The sequence below is a fragment of the Rhodococcus sp. IEGM 1305 genome, from assembly GCF_030058635.1.
Taxonomy (GTDB): Bacteria; Actinomycetota; Actinomycetes; order Mycobacteriales; family Mycobacteriaceae; genus Rhodococcus_F; species Rhodococcus_F opacus_D.
Map to the genome: position 1 here is coordinate 79,199 of NZ_JASHKX010000007.1, position 15,539 is coordinate 94,737.

Consider the following 15,539-nt stretch of genomic DNA (forward strand, 5'->3'; position numbering starts at 1 on the left):
AAACGGCACGGACAAGGGAGACGAACCATGGCCCAACGAACGTCGCAGGCGGAGTCGCAGAGCGACGCCGTCCAGCGGGTGCGGGAGGCCCGCAGCTTCGCGGTGCAGCTACCGGTCCTCGGCAGGTTGCCGCTGCCGAGGCCCGAGCAACTGGCATTCTTCGCGGCGATCGGCTTGCTCGCCGCCGTCGAGATCATCGAATGGCCGGTTGCCCTGACCATCGCGGCAGGACACATCCTGATCACCGATCAGCACAACCGCGCCGTCCAGGAGATCGGGGAGGCCCTGGAAGGCGCGTGACGCGGAAGTCCGGATCAGGCGGGCGGGCAGGCCGGTGACGTCAGCTGCGCGATCGCCACGATGGAACATGCCGTCGCCTTCGACAATTTCCACGTCCCGTTCTCGCCGGGCACGAAGATGGCGGGCAGGGTGTTCTGCTGCACCTGGCCGTTGATCGTCAGCTGCAGCTGCGCGCTGGCGCTGCCGTCACCGTTGTCGATCACCGGGTCCAGGACCGTGACCTGCGCGCCCGCCTGCTGGGCGGCGGCAGCGACCTGATTGAACAGGTTCGGGTCCTGCTCCGAACCCTCCACCATCGCGATCTTCTCCTCGAGCGGAGTGGCCGGGTCGAGGCCCTTCGCCAGCAGGGCGTTGAGTTCGGCCGCGGTCGGCAGAACGAGGTCGTCGGTGGTCTCGGCCGCTGCCGTGGTCGTGGACGTGGTGGTTGCGCTCGGGCCGGACGGCTCGTCGGAACCACAAGCGGACATCGTGAGGGCTGCGGCGATCGCTACCGCGGCAACCGTGATTTTGCGGATCGTCAACTCAGTTACCTCTTCGTATCTCGGTGCGCTGGTCGTTCGGTCTCACATCGAGTCTGAAGGTTTGGGCAGCGTCGCGCCGTCGAAGCCAGAGAATTCTCAGACTTCGACCGAATTCACGCAGCCGTACCGAACGCGCCGCGGTACGGAGTGGCGTGGCTCCACTGCAGAGCGGCAGCCGTGACGTCGGACGCGGGAAGGTCGTGGTGATGGGTCTGGATGAACGCGATCAGTGCGCGGGCGGTGCGCGCGAGGGCGACCTTGTGCCGGCGCGACGTCTCCGCGAGTTCGGTGAACGCGTCGTTCTCGGAGCATCCGCGGTAGGCGATGAGAATGCCGACCGCGATGTCGACGGCTGTGCGGGTGGAGTAGCTGGGCGCTGTCATGAATGTTCTCCCAACCTGCGTCGCAATGGGTACCACTCCATCCTCCCGCACTCGGTAGGACGTCGAAAGGGTTCGAATCTCCTCGAGCCTTCCTCGGGCGAGTTCTTCACCCAGGTTTTCCCTTACGGTAGGGGCATGGCTACCGTCTGGACGATCCCGATCGACATCACTTCTCGCTGGCTCGACAATTCCGAGGTCCAGACTTTCCTCGCGTCCAACGACCTGGACAACGCGGCACCCGACCCCCGGGTGCGGTTCGCGCAGTTCGCGGACGTCACGAAGTCGCTGGAACGGCACATCGGGCACACCTTCTCCTCGGTGCAGGGCGCGGCCACCGCACTCTTCGACGGCATCGACGGCGGTGTGCCCGTCGCGTTGAAACTGGCGGCGCTGCGCCTGATCCTGAAGGAGGTGTATCAGACCCGCCACGCGCCGCAGCCGTTCCCGAAGCGGGTCGGTGAGGAACTCGGCACCTACGTCTACGCGCTCCTCGATCCCCGCAACAGGTCGGTGTTCTACGTCGGCGCCGGACGCGGCACCCGGGTGTACGGCTATGTGTGGGAGGCGTTGGCCGAGAACGAGCACCGGAAGACGCTCGAGGATCCGGAGACCGACAGCGCCGAGGTGAAGGCCGCGACGATCGCCCGCATCCGCGAGATCTACGACTCCGGCCACGAGGTCGAGCACTACATCGTGGCGCATCGGATCGCCGACACCGGGGACGTCGCCGGCGCGGTGCGGGGCGGAGTCGTGGGAGCGTTGGGGCTGAACGAGGGTGCGGTGCTCAGCAATCTCGCCGGTGGCGCGGGCGAGCATCGCGCGGTACCCGTCGACGACCTCGTGTTGCAGTACGCAGCAGAACCCGTCCCGAACCTGCCGACCCCCTGCGTGGTCCTCGACGTGCCCGCCGCGTCCCGGCGCGGCGTGACGCCGGAGGAGGTGTACGAACTGTCCCGCGGCGCGTGGGCGGCAGGCGCTGCCGTCCGCAACACCGACGACATCCCGGTGATCGTGTTCGCGGACAACATCGTTCGCGCCGCATACCGTGCCAAGTCCTGGTCGTCCGTCGCACGACCCGGTGACGCGGCGCTGTGGCGGTTCACCGGCGAGCCCGACACCGAACTGGAGAGCCAATTCGTGAACAAGCGCATCGTCCCCGCCAAGGTCGGTCTGAAGAAGTGGCCCACCCACGGCTGGGTCCCGCACCTCACCCAGGCGCGCCCCGGCCGCTGACGTGAGTGGCGAAGCGTGCCCCGGCACACTTTGCCACTCACCTGCAGAGTGGGCCTCCCGAGTCGGTGGGGTGTGGTAAGTCTGAGCCGACCGGAGTTGGGGAGCGAAGGGAGGCCACGTGCTCGTACTGCATCGCGCCGAGCGTTCCACCACTCTCGCGTCGGCTCTCGGCGACGTGCTCGCGACCCCGCTGTCCGATCCGTTCGCCCGGGAGGTCGTCGCCGTCCCGGCGAAGGGGGTGGAGCGCTGGCTCACCCAGCGACTCTCGACCGCGCTCGGTGCCCGGCCCGACGTCGGCGACGGGGTGGCCGCCAACATCGACTTCCCGTCCCCGACCCGGCTCGTCGACGAGTGCCTCGCCGCCGCCACCGGGGTGTCCGCCGACGACGACCCATGGAACTCGTCCCGGGTGCTGTGGGCGTTGCTCGGCGTCGTCGACGACTGTCTCGGTGAGCCCTGGTGTGCCGTCCTCGCGAAACACCTCGGGCACGGTGTCCCGGACCGCGACCCGGACGATCACCGGCCGGGCCGGCGCTACGCGACCGCGTCCCACCTGACCGATCTGTTCCGCAGTTACGCCGCACAGCGGCCGGCGATGCTGGTCGACTGGGCCGGTGGCCGCGACACCGACGGTGCGGGTGGTCCACTCGACGACGACCTTCTCTGGCAGGCCGAACTGTGGCGGCGGCTGCGCGAGAAGATCGGCAGCCCCGCTCCCGCCGAGCGGCTCGACTCCGCCTGCGCCTGGCTGCGAGCGGAACCGGACCTCGTCGAACTCCCCGCCCGACTGTCGCTGTTCGGTCCGACGCGCCTCGCCACCGATCAGATCGCCGTCCTCGCCGCCCTCGCCATCAATCGTGATGTGCACCTGTGGCTTCCGCATCCGAGTCCGGCCATGTGGTCGTCGTTGTCGACGGCAGACAGTGTTCTCGCACGCGCCGACGACCACAGCGCGCTGTCCGTCGCCCACCCGCTGCTGTCGAGCCTGGCGCGGGACGTCCGCGAACTCGAGTCGAGGCTGACCCGCCTCGACGTCGACGACCTCCACCACGAGGGGCCTGCGCCCCGCGACTCCCTGCTGGGGTGCCTGCAGGCGGATGTCCGGGACGACCGGGCGCCCGCGCTCGCCGAGTGCACGGCCGACGCGTCCGTCCAGGTTCACGCCTGTCACGGACCGGCCCGCCAGGTGGAGGTCCTGCGCGAATGCCTCCTGCATCTCTTCGAGGACGATCCGACTCTAGAACCGCGTGACGTGCTCGTCATGTGCCCCGACGTCGAGTCGTACGCCCCGCTGATCCGGGCCGCGTTCGGGCAGGACGTGCTCGGGCATCCCGGCCATCGCCTCCGGGTCCGCCTTGCGGATCGTGCCCTGCACCAGACCAATCCGGTTCTCGCCGTGGTGTCGACTCTCCTCGAACTCGCCGACGCGAGGGTGACGGCGAGTCAGGTCCTCGACCTGTCGGCGGCCGCGCCGGTACGCAGGCGGTTCCGGTTCGGCGACGACGACCTCGAACGGATCCGGGAGTGGGCGACCGCGACGGGCGCCCGCTGGGGTATCGGTCCGCGGCAGCGCGCCGCATTCGGTCTCGGCGACTTCCCGCAGAACACGTTCACCACCGCGCTCGACCGCATCCTGCTCGGCGCCGCGGCCGACGAGTCCGAAGGCGAATGGCTCGCCCTGGCGCTGCCGCTCGACGACGTCGACAGCAACGACATCGACCTCACCGGGCGGCTGGCCGAATTCGTCGACCGGCTCGACGTCGCGCTGCGCGGGCTCGGCGGTCCGCAGTCGGTCGCGGACTGGTCGAGCGCGCTCACCCGGGCACTCGACCTCCTCGTCGACGTCAGCGCCGCCGACACGTGGCAACTCGCGCAGGCGCGACGAGAACTCGGGGCGGCGATGGAGCACGGCGGCGACGCGGTCCTGCGACTGTCGGACGTGCGCGCCATGCTGGCCACCCGGCTCGCGGGCCGCCCCACCCGCGCGAACTTCCGCACCGGCGAGCTGACGGTGTGCACCATGGTGCCGATGCGGTCGGTGCCGCACCGCGTCGTCGTTCTCCTCGGCCTCGACGACGAAGTGTTCCCGCGCGGGGTGAGCGTGGACGGCGACGACGTGCTGGCCCGTAATCCGCTTCTCGGCGAACGTGATCCGCGCAGCGAGGACCGGCAGTTGCTGCTCGACGCCGTGATGTCGGCGAGTGAGAAACTGCTGCTGTTCTATACGGGCGCCGACCCCGTCACCGGCATGTCCCGGCCGCCGGCGATCCCGCTGTCCGAGCTGCTCGACGCAGTGGCGGCCACCGTCGGGAGCGATGCCGTCCCCGGCATCGTGACCCGGCATCCGTTGCAGCCGTTCGATGCACGCAACTTCCGGCCCGGGCACCCGTTCAGCTTCGATCGGGCGGCGCTGGCCGGTGCCCGCGCCGCGCAGCATCCGCCCGAACCGGAGCCCGCATTCCTGCCGGCACCGCTGGTGCCGCCGCCGCTGGGGGACGTCGATCTCGCGGACCTCATCGCGTTCCTGGTGCACCCGACGCAGGCGTTTCTGCGGCAACGGCTCGGGTTGCGGGTCCCCGACGTGGACGAGGACCTCGCCGACGCACTGGAGGTGTCGCCCGATCCGCTGGCCCGGTGGGATCTCGGCCAGAGGATGCTCGTCGCGAGGCTGACGGGAGTCGAACTGGCCGACTTCCGCGCCGCGGAGTGGCGCCGCGGGACGTTGCCGCCGTTCAAGCTGGGGGAGTCGGTGCTCGGTGGAATCGAGCACGCGGTCGAGTCGCTCGTCGCCGTCAGCGGGTCCGTGCACGTCGGGCGGGCGGAAACCGTGGACGCCGATGTCGATCTCGGCTCCGGACGGCGCCTCACCGGCACCGTCGGCGGGGTGCACGGGTCGGTGATCGCGAGCACCACGTATTCGAAGTTGGGGCCGAAACACCGCCTCGCAGCCTGGGCGCAGTTGCTGGCGGTCGCGGCGTCCGACAACGAGACCGAGTGGACTGCCGTGACGACCGGCCGCGGCGCGTACAGCCGTCCGGCGTGGCGCTCGACCCTCACCGCACCCGAAAACGCACTGGAGGAGTTGGTGCGACTCGTCGAACTGCGCGATCTGGGGTTGCACGCGCCGTTGCCGATCGCCACGGGCGCGTCGGCGGCCTATGCCGAACGACGCCACGGTGGCAGCAGCATGGAGGACGCGATCGAGGCGGCCCGGAAGGAATGGAGCAGTGACTTCGGTGACTCACGCGACCGGCACATCACGTACGTGTACGGGGTTTCGCCCGGGCTCGACGTCCTCGGCGACACGGTGACCATCGAGAATTACGCCCGGCAACTGTGGGCGCCGCTGCTCGCCGCCGAGACGTTGGCGCAGCCGTGACCGGCGCGCGAGGCTTCGACCTCCTCGGTCCGCTGCCGGAGGGTACGACGGTGCTCGAGGCGAGCGCCGGAACCGGCAAGACGTACGCGATCGTCGGTCTGGCCGCCCGCTTCGTCGCCGAGGGAGGCGTGGACCTGTCCCAGCTGTTGCTGGTGACGTTCAGCCGGGCGGCCACGCAGGAGCTGCGGGAACGCACCCGTGAACGATTCGGTTCCGCTGCAGCCGCATTGGCCGATCCGGCAGCGGCACGGCTGAGCGCGGATCAACTGATCCGGCATCTCGCCGAAGCCGACACCGACGAGGTGACGCTACGGCGCCGGCGCCTGCTGCAGGCACTGTCGGACTTCGACGCCGCCACCATCGTCACCACCCACAGCTTCTGCCAGCGCATGCTCGACGGGCTCGGCATCGCGGGCGAACGCGACCCCGACACCGTGCTGGTCGAGGCCGCCGACGACCTCACGACGGAGGTGATCGCCGACCTGTACCTGCGGGCCTACAGTCGCGTCGAGTCGGCGCCGTTCACGCCGGCGGAGGCCACCGCGGCCGCCCGGGCCGCCATCTTCGACCCACAGGCCGTGCTTGCCCCGGAAGATGCGCGGGGCACCCCGGCCGGGGACCGGGTGGCGTTCGCCGAGGCGGTGCGCGCCGAAGTCGAACGGCGCAAACGCGCAGTGGGTCTGCGTGACTTCGACGATCTCCCGATGCTGCTCCACCGCGTCCTCAGTGATCCCGAGCACGGTGCGGCGGCCTGCCGGCGAGTCCGCGAACGCTACGGCGTGGTGCTCGTCGACGAGTTCCAGGACACCGACCCGCTCCAATGGGACATTCTGCGCCGCACGTTCCACGGCAGCGGAACGCTGGTGCTCGTCGGCGATCCGAAGCAGGCCATCTACGCGTTCCGCGGGGCGGAGGTGCTCAGCTATCTGGACGCGGTGCGGTCGGCGGACCGTCACCAGGAGTTGACCACCAACTGGCGCAGCGATCAGGAACTCCTCGACGGGCTCGAATATCTGCACGGCGGGGCCGCGCTCGGGCATCCCGAGATCGTGGTGCACCGCGTCGACGGTGCGAGACCGAAGTCGCGTCTGACGGGTGCCGTGCCGCTGCGGCTGCGGTATCTGCCGAGGACCGGCGCCGGGCCGATCAACAAGTCGGGATACCCCGCGGTCGGGCCGCTCCGGAAGCGGATCGCGGCCGACCTCGCCGCCGACATCGTCGCTCTCCTCGACGGCGGCGCGACACTCGACGTCGGGGGGAGCGCCCGGCTCGTCGAACCCGGCGACATCGCCGTCCTGGTGCGCACCAACGCGCAGATCACACTGGTCCACGACGCCCTCGACCGGGCGGGTGTGCCGTCCGTGCTCGCCGGTGGGGCCAGTGTCTTCACCACTCCGGCTGCGCAGCACTGGCTCTGGATCCTGCAGGCCATCGAGCAACCGCATCGTTCAGACCGGGTGCGGCTGGCCGCGCTGACCCCGCTGCTCGGGCACACGGCCGAGGAACTCGACGCTCGCGGCGACGACATCGTCGCCGAGGTCGGCGGGCAGCTCCGCGAGCTCGGCGCGGTGTTCGCGCAGTCCGGTTTCGCGGCGCTGTTCGAAAGACTGTCCGCGGTCGCCGCACTGGAGGCGAGACTGCTACGGGTGGCAGCGGGTGAGCGGGCACTGACCGATCTCCGGCACGTGGCGCAGTTGCTCAACGGTGCCGCCGTCGAGCAGTCGCTCGGTCTGACGGCCGTCACCCGCTGGCTCACCGAACGGATGAAGGATCCGTCCTCGGGTGGGGTGGACCGCAGCCGAAGACTCGACAGCGACGCCGCGGCGGTGCAGATCGCGACCGTCCACGCCAGCAAGGGCCTCGAATTCCCGCTCGTGTACCTGCCGTACGCCTGGGACGCCGCGAAGATCTCGAAGCCGAGCAAACTGCTGCTGCACGACGACGACGGACGACGCATCCTCGACGTCGGTGGTCCGGGCAGTCCCGGCTACGCGGAGCGCAGGAACCGGCACGACGCGGAAGAGGCAGGGGAGGAGTTGCGGCTGCTGTACGTCGCGGTGACCCGGGCGATGTGCGGGCTCGTGGTGTGGTGGGCACCGGCGTTCACGACCGCGGGCGCGCCGTTGCACCGGATGATCCTGGGACGGCAGCCCGGGCAGCGGGAGGTCCCGCAGAAGGTCACCGTCCCCGAGGATCCGGTTGTCGCGGAACGGTTGTCCGCGTGGGGTACGGCAGCTCCGGAGACGGTGACCGTCGAGGCGGTGGGTTCCGACCCGATCGTGCGGGTCGGATGGACACCACAGCGTGAGCCCAGCGGAGACCTGGAAGCCGCCCGCTTCCGGCGGCTGCTCGACACGCGGTGGCGTCGCACGTCGTATTCGGCGTTGACAGCGTCTGCGCACGACGCGCCCGCGGTGGGCAGTGAGGCCGAGGTCGAGGAGAAGACGGACGAACCGGACGAACCTCCGTTGCAGGCGCCGGCCGACGTGACTTCGGGGGTGCCGTCGACGATGAACGAACTGCCCGGCGGCGCGACGTTCGGCACGCTCGTCCACGCGGTCTTCGAGATCGTCGACACCGCCGCACCCGATCTGGGCGAAGAAGTGCTGCGTTGCTGCCGTGACGTGATCGCGTCGACGCTGTCGGACGTCGACCCCGCCCAGCTGGCGACGGCGCTGCTGCCCGTGCTGCGGACTCCCCTCGGCGCGGGGGCCGGAACGACGCTCGCCGACATCGCACCCGCAGACCTGCTGGCGGAGCTCGACTTCGAACTGCCGCTCGCCGGCGGCGACACACCCTCGCTCACCGTGATGCTCGACGGCGTCGGCAAGCTGCTGCGCACCCACCTTCCCGTCGACGATCCGCTGCGGTCGTACGCCGACGCCGTGCAGACACTCGAACCGACCCCGCTGCGCGGATACCTCACCGGCAGCATTGACGCCGTGCTGCGACTGCCCGGACCGCGATACGTCGTGGTCGACTACAAGACCAATCGCCTCGCGCAGGGCGACCTGACCACCGCGCACTACACCCGCGAGTGCATGGCCGCCGAGATGGTGCGGGCCCACTATCCGCTGCAGGCATTGCTGTATTCCGTTGCGTTGCATCGCTACCTGCGCTGGCGGCAACCGAACTACGATCCGGCGGTGCACCTCGGTGGCGTCCAGTACCTGTTCGTTCGCGGAATGGTCGGCCCCGACACCCCGCCCGGCTGCGGAGTCTTCGACTGGGCACCGCCCGCCGCGCTGATCACCGAGCTGTCCGATCTGCTGTCCGGGTCGGCCTCCGAGCACGAGGGGACGCGATGACCGAGGTGCAGGTGGCGCAGCGCGGCAAGGGGATGCTGCGGGTGTTCAACGAGGCCGGTGTGCTCGCCGCCGCGGACGTGCACGTCGCGTTGCGGTTGTCGGCGCTCGGCGGCGAATCCTCGGAAGACGTCGTACTGGCCACCGCGCTGGCGGTGCGCGCGGTGCGGTCCGGCTCGGTGTGCCTGGACCTGACGCGGATCCGTGAGGTGACCGTCGACGAGGAGTCCGAAGTCGATCTCGACGCACTGCCCTGGCCGGATGACGGCATCGTCGTCGAGGCACTGCGGCGGAGTCCGCTGGTCACGGGTGGTTCGGCGGGACCGCTGCGACCGCTGCGGCTCGTCGACACGGCCGAGGGCGGGCTGCTCTACCTCGACCGGTACTTCCGGCAGGAAGCGACCATCCGGCGGGTGCTCGACCAGCGCGCCGTCGGGCATCCCCTCGTCGACGAGCAGTCGCTGCGGGAGGGCCTGGACGCGTTGTTCCGCGACCAGAACGATGACGGGGAGCCGGCCCCGGCACCGGACCGGCAGCGAATCGCCGCCGCAGTGGCCGCCACACAGTGGACGTCGGTGGTGGTCGGCGGACCCGGAACAGGCAAGACGCACACCGTCGCCCGGGTGCTGGCGCTGCTGACGAGGCAGCCAGGGCCGGGTCTCCGGATCGCGCTCGCCGCACCCACCGGAAAGGCCGCGGCGCGGTTGCAGGAGTCGGTGCGCGAGCAGTCCGACGCACTCGGGTTGCCACCCGACCTGACTGCGATGACGCTGCACCGGCTGTTGGGCTGGCAGCGCGGCCGTGGCAGCCGGTTCCGCTACAACGCGAACAATCACCTGCCCTACGACGCGATCGTGGTCGACGAGACGTCGATGGTGTCGCTGACGATGATGTGCCGACTCCTCGAGGCAGTCCGCCCGGACACCCGGCTGGTGCTCGTCGGCGACCCCGATCAGCTGACGTCCGTCGACGCGGGCGCGGTTCTGGCCGATCTCGTGGCCAGGCCGGTGACGGGAACCGAGAATCCGGTGCTCGCCAGGATCGTCGGCGCCGACCTCGAGGCGGCCGACGACCCGCTCGAGGCCGCCTTGAGCGCTGGGGAACGGGACAGGTTGCGGGGCGGAGTGGTCCGGCTCAGCCGAGGGCGGCGGTTCGGCGGCGGCATCGCTCAGCTGGCCGTCGCGGTGCGGAAGGGTGAACCGGACGAGGTTGTGAAGATCCTGTCGAGCGGTTTCCCCGAGGTGTCGTTCCACGGTCCCGAAGATCTGGACGCACTGCGGGCGGACGTGGTGGGGACGGCCGCCGCGGTCACCGAAGCCGCGGAATCCGGCGATGCCTTTGCTGCACTGCGGCATTCGGAGGAGCACCGGCTGTTGTGCGCGCACCGGGAAGGTCCGTACGGCGTGCAGCGGTGGGCGCGGCAGGCGGTGGAGTGGATAGGGGAGGCGACGGGGCAGCGGCTGAACCCGGATCGCTGGTATCCGGGCCAGCCGCTGATGGTGACTGCCAATGATCACGAAACGAAGATCTACAACGGCGACACCGGGGTGATCGTGCGCCGCGACGACGACGAACTCGTCGCCGCGTTCGTGCGGGGCAACGAACCATTCCTGTTGCATCCGACGCATCTGTCCGCGGTGCAGACGGTGTACGCGATGACGATTCACCGCAGTCAGGGCAGCCAGTACGACACGGTGTCCGTGGTTCTTCCCGGCGAGGCGTCGTCGCTGCTGACTCGCGAATTGCTGTACACCGCCATCACCCGGGCACGAAAGCACGTGCGGATCATCGGGTCCGAGGATGCAGTGCGGGCGGGAGTGCAACGCCGGGTGCTGCGGGCGAGTGGGCTTCGGAGGGCGATTCCGTAGCCCGGCTCCGCCGGTAGGCGATCACGACGGCGAGTGTTGCCGACACGAAGACGACCTGCAGGAGTGTCCGGGGGATCAGGGCTTCGAACGGTCCCGTCGAGAGTCCCTCTACGGCGGCGTACACGTTCGCCGGGAACATCACGATCAGCAGGGCGGTGAGGCAGCCCGCCGCCCACGGCGCAGTGCGTCGTATCAGCAGTCCCGCGGCGCCTGCCAGTTCGAGCAGACCGGTCACGGTCACCAGTAGGCCGGGGTTCGGCAGCGACGGTGGGACCATGGCGACGAGTTCCGCACGCATCCCCACGAAATGGGCCATGCCGGTCAGCGTGAACATGGCCGCGAGTCCGCCCCGCAGGGCAACGGGCCACGGCCGGAGCCGGCGCGCACCCGCCGCACCTGCGACGAGGAGTGCCAGAGTGACGGCAACGAGGGCGATCAAGGGTTCCATGGTTTCTCCTGAATGATCACTGTTCGTGGGTGTTGTTATTGCGGGACAACCGGTCTCGGGCGCGGCTGAACTTCTGTGTGACGGGCACACGTGCGGTGGCGCGGGCCAGGCCCATCGCCGGCGTGCCGACGTAGATGGACTCGGCATGGTCCACCGGATAGGTCTCGTGCCAGACGCCGACCGCGCCGGGGGCCTTGCGGGCCCGCCGGTTGAATGCGGCCCACGCCGGACGATGCTTCGCTTGGCTGTCACTGGCGTAGGCGTACAGCTTGTCGACGGAGTTCCAGTACTGGATCACTGTCGGGCCGCGCCCCTCGAACGTCAGGCGGTAGCCCATCAGACCCGAATCCGGGTCCTCGGACAGTTCGCGCAGCATCCTCGGCATCGCGAGGAAGGTGGGCAGCCACAGGTCCGGTCGCCAGGGTCGGTTGATGGTCATCCCGATCAGGAAGACCACCAGTTCGCCGTCGTAGTGGTGCGTCGAACGGGTGGGGTCGATCGTCGTCATCGGATGCCTCCCAATGTTGGATACCGATACTATCTAATAGTGGATAGTGCGGGTATCCAATGTCAAGGGGTGCGGGCATACGAAAACCCGGACCGCGCAGTGCGCGGCCCGGGTGAATAGGTCAGGGGTGGTTTACGGAGCCGGAAATGTCGGTGTCACCGGGACGACCGAGGCGAGTGCGCGCTCGTGGGCGTCGGTGGACCATTGGGGTTCGGTCGTGATGTTCATGTCCCCGACGATCGTGCCGAAGATGTCGATGTCCGTGCTGTACAGGATTACCGCGTTGCGCTGCGAATCCGTGAAGTTCGTGCCGGTGATGTTCGCGTCGCTCAGGTCGGCGTACGACAGATTCGCGGCGGCGAAGTTGGTGCCGGTCAGGTTCGCCCGTGTCATGTTCGCGCCCGACAGGTCGGCGAAGCTCAGGTTCAGGCCCGCTAGATTCGCGGACCTCAGATCGGCGCCGGGGCAGGTTGTGCGATCGCCGGGGTTCGGATTCGCCACGATCTTGCAGCCGTTGATCTCGGTGAGGACGTCCGCCGTGGCCGTCCCGGCGCCCGCGCTGAGTGCGGCACCCCCGGCCAGCGCGACCGCGCCCAGTGTCAGAGCCCTGAAATGTGTCCTGCTCATGCCGGACCGCCCCCTCGCGTAGAACCTCAACCGTCATCGCCGAACTTAGTGCCGGGCGCCCTGCGCCGCACGGGGAATGGCGACACCTGCACGTCGGCCGAGGCGCCGCGAGACGCAGACGCACCCCTTCTATGCAGACGCACCCGTTCCAGGGCTCGAAAAGGGGTGCGTGGGCGCAGAAGGGGTGCGTGTGTGGGAGGGCGGCGCGTTCGCGTCCGCGATCCCACGGCTGCGACGCAAACGCACCCTTTCTCGGCAAACGCACCCCTTCTGGTGCCCGAATAGGGGTGCGTCTGCATAGAAGGGGTGCATACGCTGTCAGCGCTGCGGGAGAACGGTCACCCCGAGCGGCCGCGGACGTTCGTCGACACCGTGCTCGCGGCCGCGCAGTAATCGCCTCGCGGGAGCAGGTGCGCGGCGGCCGTCCGCCACGGGGCGAGCAGGGTCTCGAAGTGTGCGCTGGTGAAGTCGTGCTGCCCCACTAGATCGGACACCGCGTGCGCGGCTGCCGCGTCGCGCACCGCGGTCGCGATGTCCGCGCACAGTTGCTCGTCCTCGCGCACTGTCGCCTCGTCCATGAAGTGCCGTTCCCACGCGGCGTCCTGGGCGCGGTACCAGGATTTGATCCGGCCCGCGTCCCAGGCCGCCTCACGTGCGCACGCCCAGGCACCGAGCCGTCGGCGGCTGTCGACGACGCTCCTCGTCCGCGTCAGCGCACCGAAGTGCCCGTGCAGGAGGGCTGCCGCTTCCACGGCGTGTCGCATGACGTCCTGCCAGTTCGGGCCGAAGCTCTGCTCGCACTCGTGTTTCGTCACGGCGAACGTGTCGAGGGCGGACAGCGCGTCGTCCACGACGTCGACGTGGAGAAGGTACGAGCCGGGCAGCTCACGTCGGCTCAGCAGCTGGAACGCGACGAACGCGTCGCCGCGGACCGGGGCGCAGTGCACGAGGACGTCGAGCACCGACAGCCGGGTCTCCGGCGCGTAGTCGCCGGGCTTCGGAACCGGGTGCCGCCGGATGAACTGGGCGGCGCGGGCAGGGAGCAGGCGCAGTTCGTCGGTGATCATGTCAGCACTCGACATAGTTGACCGGGACGTTGACGGCCAGACCACCGGTCGACGTTTCCTTGTACTTCGACAGCATGTCTGCGCCGGTCGAGCGCATCGTCTCGATCACCTGGTCGAGGCTGACCCGGTGGGTGCCGTCGCCGCGCAGGGCCATGCGAGCGGCGTTGATGGCCTTGCCCGCCGAGATCGCGTTGCGTTCGATGCACGGAATCTGCACCAGCCCTTCGATGGGATCGCACGTGAGACCGAGGCTGTGTTCCATCGCGATCTCCGCGGCATTCTCCACCTGTTCGATTGTGCCGCCGAGAATCTCGGCGAGCCCGGCAGCGGCCATGGACGCCGCGGAACCCACCTCGCCCTGGCAGCCGACCTCGGCTCCGGAGATCGACGCGCGTTCCTTGTACAGCGATCCGACGGCGCCGGCGGCGAGGAGGAAGCGGATCGCGGTGTCGTCGGGATCCGACTTCCCGGCCGGGGTGTAGTGAACGGCGTAGTGCAGCACCGCGGGGATGATGCCCGCGGCCCCGTTGGTCGGCGCGGTGACGATGCGGCCGCCGGATGCGTTCTCCTCGTTGACGGCCAGGGCGACGAGGTTGACCCAGTCCTCGGCGAATGCGGGATCACGGTGCGGATCTTCCTGATCCAGGCGGAGATACCAGTCCCGTGCCCGCCGGCGCACGCGCAGGGCGCCGGGAAGAATTCCGTCGCGCGCGATCCCGCGCTTCTCGCATTCCACCATGACGTCGCGGATATGGAGGAGCCGTTCGTAGATCTCCACGGTCGACCGCGTTTCGCGTTCGAACTGGAGCATCACGTCACTGATGGTGTAGCCGTGGCGGGCCGCGACGTCGAGGAGTTCCTTGGCGGACCCGAACGACAGACCGCCGGTGGCGGGGCGCGGCGGCTGTGCGCTCTCCGCTTCGGTGACGACGAAGCCGCCGCCGATGGAAAAGTAGGTTTCGCTGTGGATCTCGACGCCGGCGGCGGTGGACGCGGTGATCCTCATCCCGTTCGGGTGCAACGGCAGGATGGTCAGCGGATGGAGGACGATCTCGTCCTCGGCGAGTGCGACGTCGTGGGATCCGCCGACCCTGATGCGCCGGGTGCTGCGCATCTCCTCGAGACGTCGTTCCATTTCCTCGGTCTCGATCTTCTCGGGAAAGTACCCCTCGAGCCCGAGCAGCACCGCGGACATCGTCCCGTGGCCCGCTCCCGTGGCTGCGAGCGACCCGTACAGGTCGACGCGGATGTCCGCCATTGCGTGCAGGGCGTCGAGGGCGCGGAGGTCGGAGACGAACCGTGCGGCGGCGCGCATCGGTCCGACGGTGTGTGAACTCGAGGGGCCGACGCCGACGGAGAACAGGTCGAACACGCTGATGGTCATGGGATTACACCGCCTCACTGAGTTCGTTCGCGTATTGCGCGGGGGTGAGAAGTCCGTAGGCGGACGACGTCGGCGAGGGGAGGACGGCGAACAGCCAGCCACGGTGGAAGGGGTCGTCGGCGACGAGTTGCGGGTTCTCGGCGGCGTCGGTGTTCGTCATCGTGACGAGTCCGCTGATCGGCGCATACACCGTGACGACGGTCCGGGCGGACGTCCACACGAGGGCGCAGGGGGCGCCTGCCTCGATCGTGCTGCGCACTGCCGGAAGTTCCAGTCCGACCACCTCGACCTCGTCGAGTGCGGTGTCCGTGACCCCGGCCCGGAGTGGGTAGTCGGCGAAGCTCTGTCCCGGTGCGAGGGCCAACCAGCTATGCGTTGCCGTGAACCGTCGATCCGAGGGAATCTTTCCAGCTCTCATGCCTTTTCCTTTGACAGTCGGGCGTTGTGGTCGCGGAGTCGCGCTGTGATCCAACAGGTCTGACATTGATATATCAGTATGTGTCATAACAGTAGGTC

At 69.2% G+C, this 15,539-nt stretch carries 13 protein-coding genes; 5 read left to right on the forward strand and 8 right to left on the reverse strand.

The annotated features are described in order from the left end of the window. Window positions 1-27: 27 nt before the first annotated feature. Window positions 28-300: a hypothetical protein gene (locus tag QM693_RS14165; protein ID WP_283352633.1), complete on the forward strand. Its 273-nt coding sequence runs from the start codon at window positions 28-30 to the stop codon at window positions 298-300. Window positions 301-314: 14 nt separating this feature from the next. On the opposite strand, the gene QM693_RS14170 is transcribed toward QM693_RS14165, so the two are convergent. Both QM693_RS14170 and QM693_RS14175 read right to left on the reverse strand, forming a co-directional pair. After that, complete coding sequence (locus tag QM693_RS14170; protein WP_005252352.1) at window positions 315-821, reverse strand: WKL family lipoprotein; 507 nt, start codon at window positions 819-821, stop codon at window positions 315-317. 113 nt (window positions 822-934) lie between these two features. Further along, a complete protein-coding gene (locus tag QM693_RS14175; RefSeq protein WP_005563493.1) occupies window positions 935-1,204 on the reverse strand; it encodes an ANTAR domain-containing protein in 270 nt (89 codons plus the stop codon). 135 nt (window positions 1,205-1,339) lie between these two features. Here QM693_RS14175 and QM693_RS14180 point away from each other — a divergent pair, with 135 nt between their 5' ends. The 4 genes from QM693_RS14180 (at window position 1,340) to recD (ending at window position 10,989) form a co-directional block, all read left to right on the forward strand. Further along, the gene (locus QM693_RS14180; RefSeq protein WP_283352634.1) at window positions 1,340-2,437 is read left to right on the forward strand and encodes a GIY-YIG nuclease family protein; all 1,098 of its coding nucleotides are present in this window, start codon (window positions 1,340-1,342) and stop codon (window positions 2,435-2,437) included. Window positions 2,438-2,555: 118 nt separating this feature from the next. Beyond that, window positions 2,556-5,816, forward strand: a complete 3,261-nt coding sequence (gene recC / locus QM693_RS14185) for an exodeoxyribonuclease V subunit gamma (RefSeq protein ID WP_283352635.1) — start codon at window positions 2,556-2,558, stop codon at window positions 5,814-5,816. Then, a complete protein-coding gene (locus QM693_RS14190; protein ID WP_502942638.1) occupies window positions 5,774-9,124 on the forward strand; it encodes a UvrD-helicase domain-containing protein in 3,351 nt (1,116 codons plus the stop codon). Before recC ends, QM693_RS14190 begins: the two co-directional genes overlap by 43 nt. Continuing rightward, window positions 9,121-10,989 carry an exodeoxyribonuclease V subunit alpha gene (recD, locus tag QM693_RS14195; RefSeq protein ID WP_283352637.1) on the forward strand — a complete coding sequence of 623 codons (1,869 nt, stop codon included), beginning with the start codon at window positions 9,121-9,123 and terminating at the stop codon, window positions 10,987-10,989. The genes QM693_RS14190 and recD overlap by 4 nt, the downstream gene beginning before the upstream one ends. On the opposite strand, the gene QM693_RS14200 is transcribed toward recD, so the two are convergent. From QM693_RS14200 to QM693_RS14225, 6 genes are all read right to left on the reverse strand, one after another. Then, a complete protein-coding gene (locus tag QM693_RS14200; protein ID WP_283352638.1) occupies window positions 10,907-11,437 on the reverse strand; it encodes a DoxX family protein in 531 nt (176 codons plus the stop codon). The two genes, recD and QM693_RS14200, sit on opposite strands and share 83 nt — an antisense overlap. Window positions 11,438-11,453: 16 nt before the next feature. After that, window positions 11,454-11,945: a DUF4188 domain-containing protein gene (locus QM693_RS14205; RefSeq protein WP_283352639.1), complete on the reverse strand. Its 492-nt coding sequence runs from the start codon at window positions 11,943-11,945 to the stop codon at window positions 11,454-11,456. A 132-nt stretch (window positions 11,946-12,077) separates the two neighbouring features. After that, a complete protein-coding gene (locus QM693_RS14210) occupies window positions 12,078-12,572 on the reverse strand; it encodes a pentapeptide repeat-containing protein (RefSeq protein ID WP_283352640.1) in 495 nt (164 codons plus the stop codon). A 338-nt stretch (window positions 12,573-12,910) separates the two neighbouring features. Continuing rightward, a complete protein-coding gene (locus QM693_RS14215) occupies window positions 12,911-13,639 on the reverse strand; it encodes a hypothetical protein (RefSeq protein ID WP_283352641.1) in 729 nt (242 codons plus the stop codon). A 1-nt stretch (window position 13,640) separates the two neighbouring features. Next, window positions 13,641-15,023, reverse strand: coding sequence for an L-serine ammonia-lyase (locus tag QM693_RS14220; RefSeq protein ID WP_283352642.1), 1,383 nt, complete (start codon window positions 15,021-15,023; stop codon window positions 13,641-13,643). A 4-nt stretch (window positions 15,024-15,027) separates the two neighbouring features. Beyond that, window positions 15,028-15,441 carry a glycine cleavage system protein H gene (locus tag QM693_RS14225; RefSeq protein ID WP_280782110.1) on the reverse strand — a complete coding sequence of 138 codons (414 nt, stop codon included), beginning with the start codon at window positions 15,439-15,441 and terminating at the stop codon, window positions 15,028-15,030. Between the last annotated feature and the right edge of the window lie 98 nt (window positions 15,442-15,539).

Coding starts and splice junctions, on each gene's coding strand:
- QM693_RS14220 (WP_283352642.1), bottom strand. CDS start 15,023: ATGACCATCAGCGTGTTCGACCTGTTCTCCGTCGGCGTCGGCCCCTCG.
- QM693_RS14210 (WP_283352640.1), bottom strand. CDS start 12,572: ATGAGCAGGACACATTTCAGGGCTCTGACACTGGGCGCGGTCGCGCTG.
- QM693_RS14200 (WP_283352638.1), bottom strand. CDS start 11,437: ATGGAACCCTTGATCGCCCTCGTTGCCGTCACTCTGGCACTCCTCGTC.
- QM693_RS14205 (WP_283352639.1), bottom strand. CDS start 11,945: ATGACGACGATCGACCCCACCCGTTCGACGCACCACTACGACGGCGAA.
- recD (WP_283352637.1), top strand. CDS start 9,121: ATGACCGAGGTGCAGGTGGCGCAGCGCGGCAAGGGGATGCTGCGGGTG.
- QM693_RS14165 (WP_283352633.1), top strand. CDS start 28: ATGGCCCAACGAACGTCGCAGGCGGAGTCGCAGAGCGACGCCGTCCAG.
- QM693_RS14225 (WP_280782110.1), bottom strand. CDS start 15,441: ATGAGAGCTGGAAAGATTCCCTCGGATCGACGGTTCACGGCAACGCAT.
- QM693_RS14180 (WP_283352634.1), top strand. CDS start 1,340: ATGGCTACCGTCTGGACGATCCCGATCGACATCACTTCTCGCTGGCTC.
- QM693_RS14215 (WP_283352641.1), bottom strand. CDS start 13,639: ATGATCACCGACGAACTGCGCCTGCTCCCTGCCCGCGCCGCCCAGTTC.
- QM693_RS14175 (WP_005563493.1), bottom strand. CDS start 1,204: ATGACAGCGCCCAGCTACTCCACCCGCACAGCCGTCGACATCGCGGTC.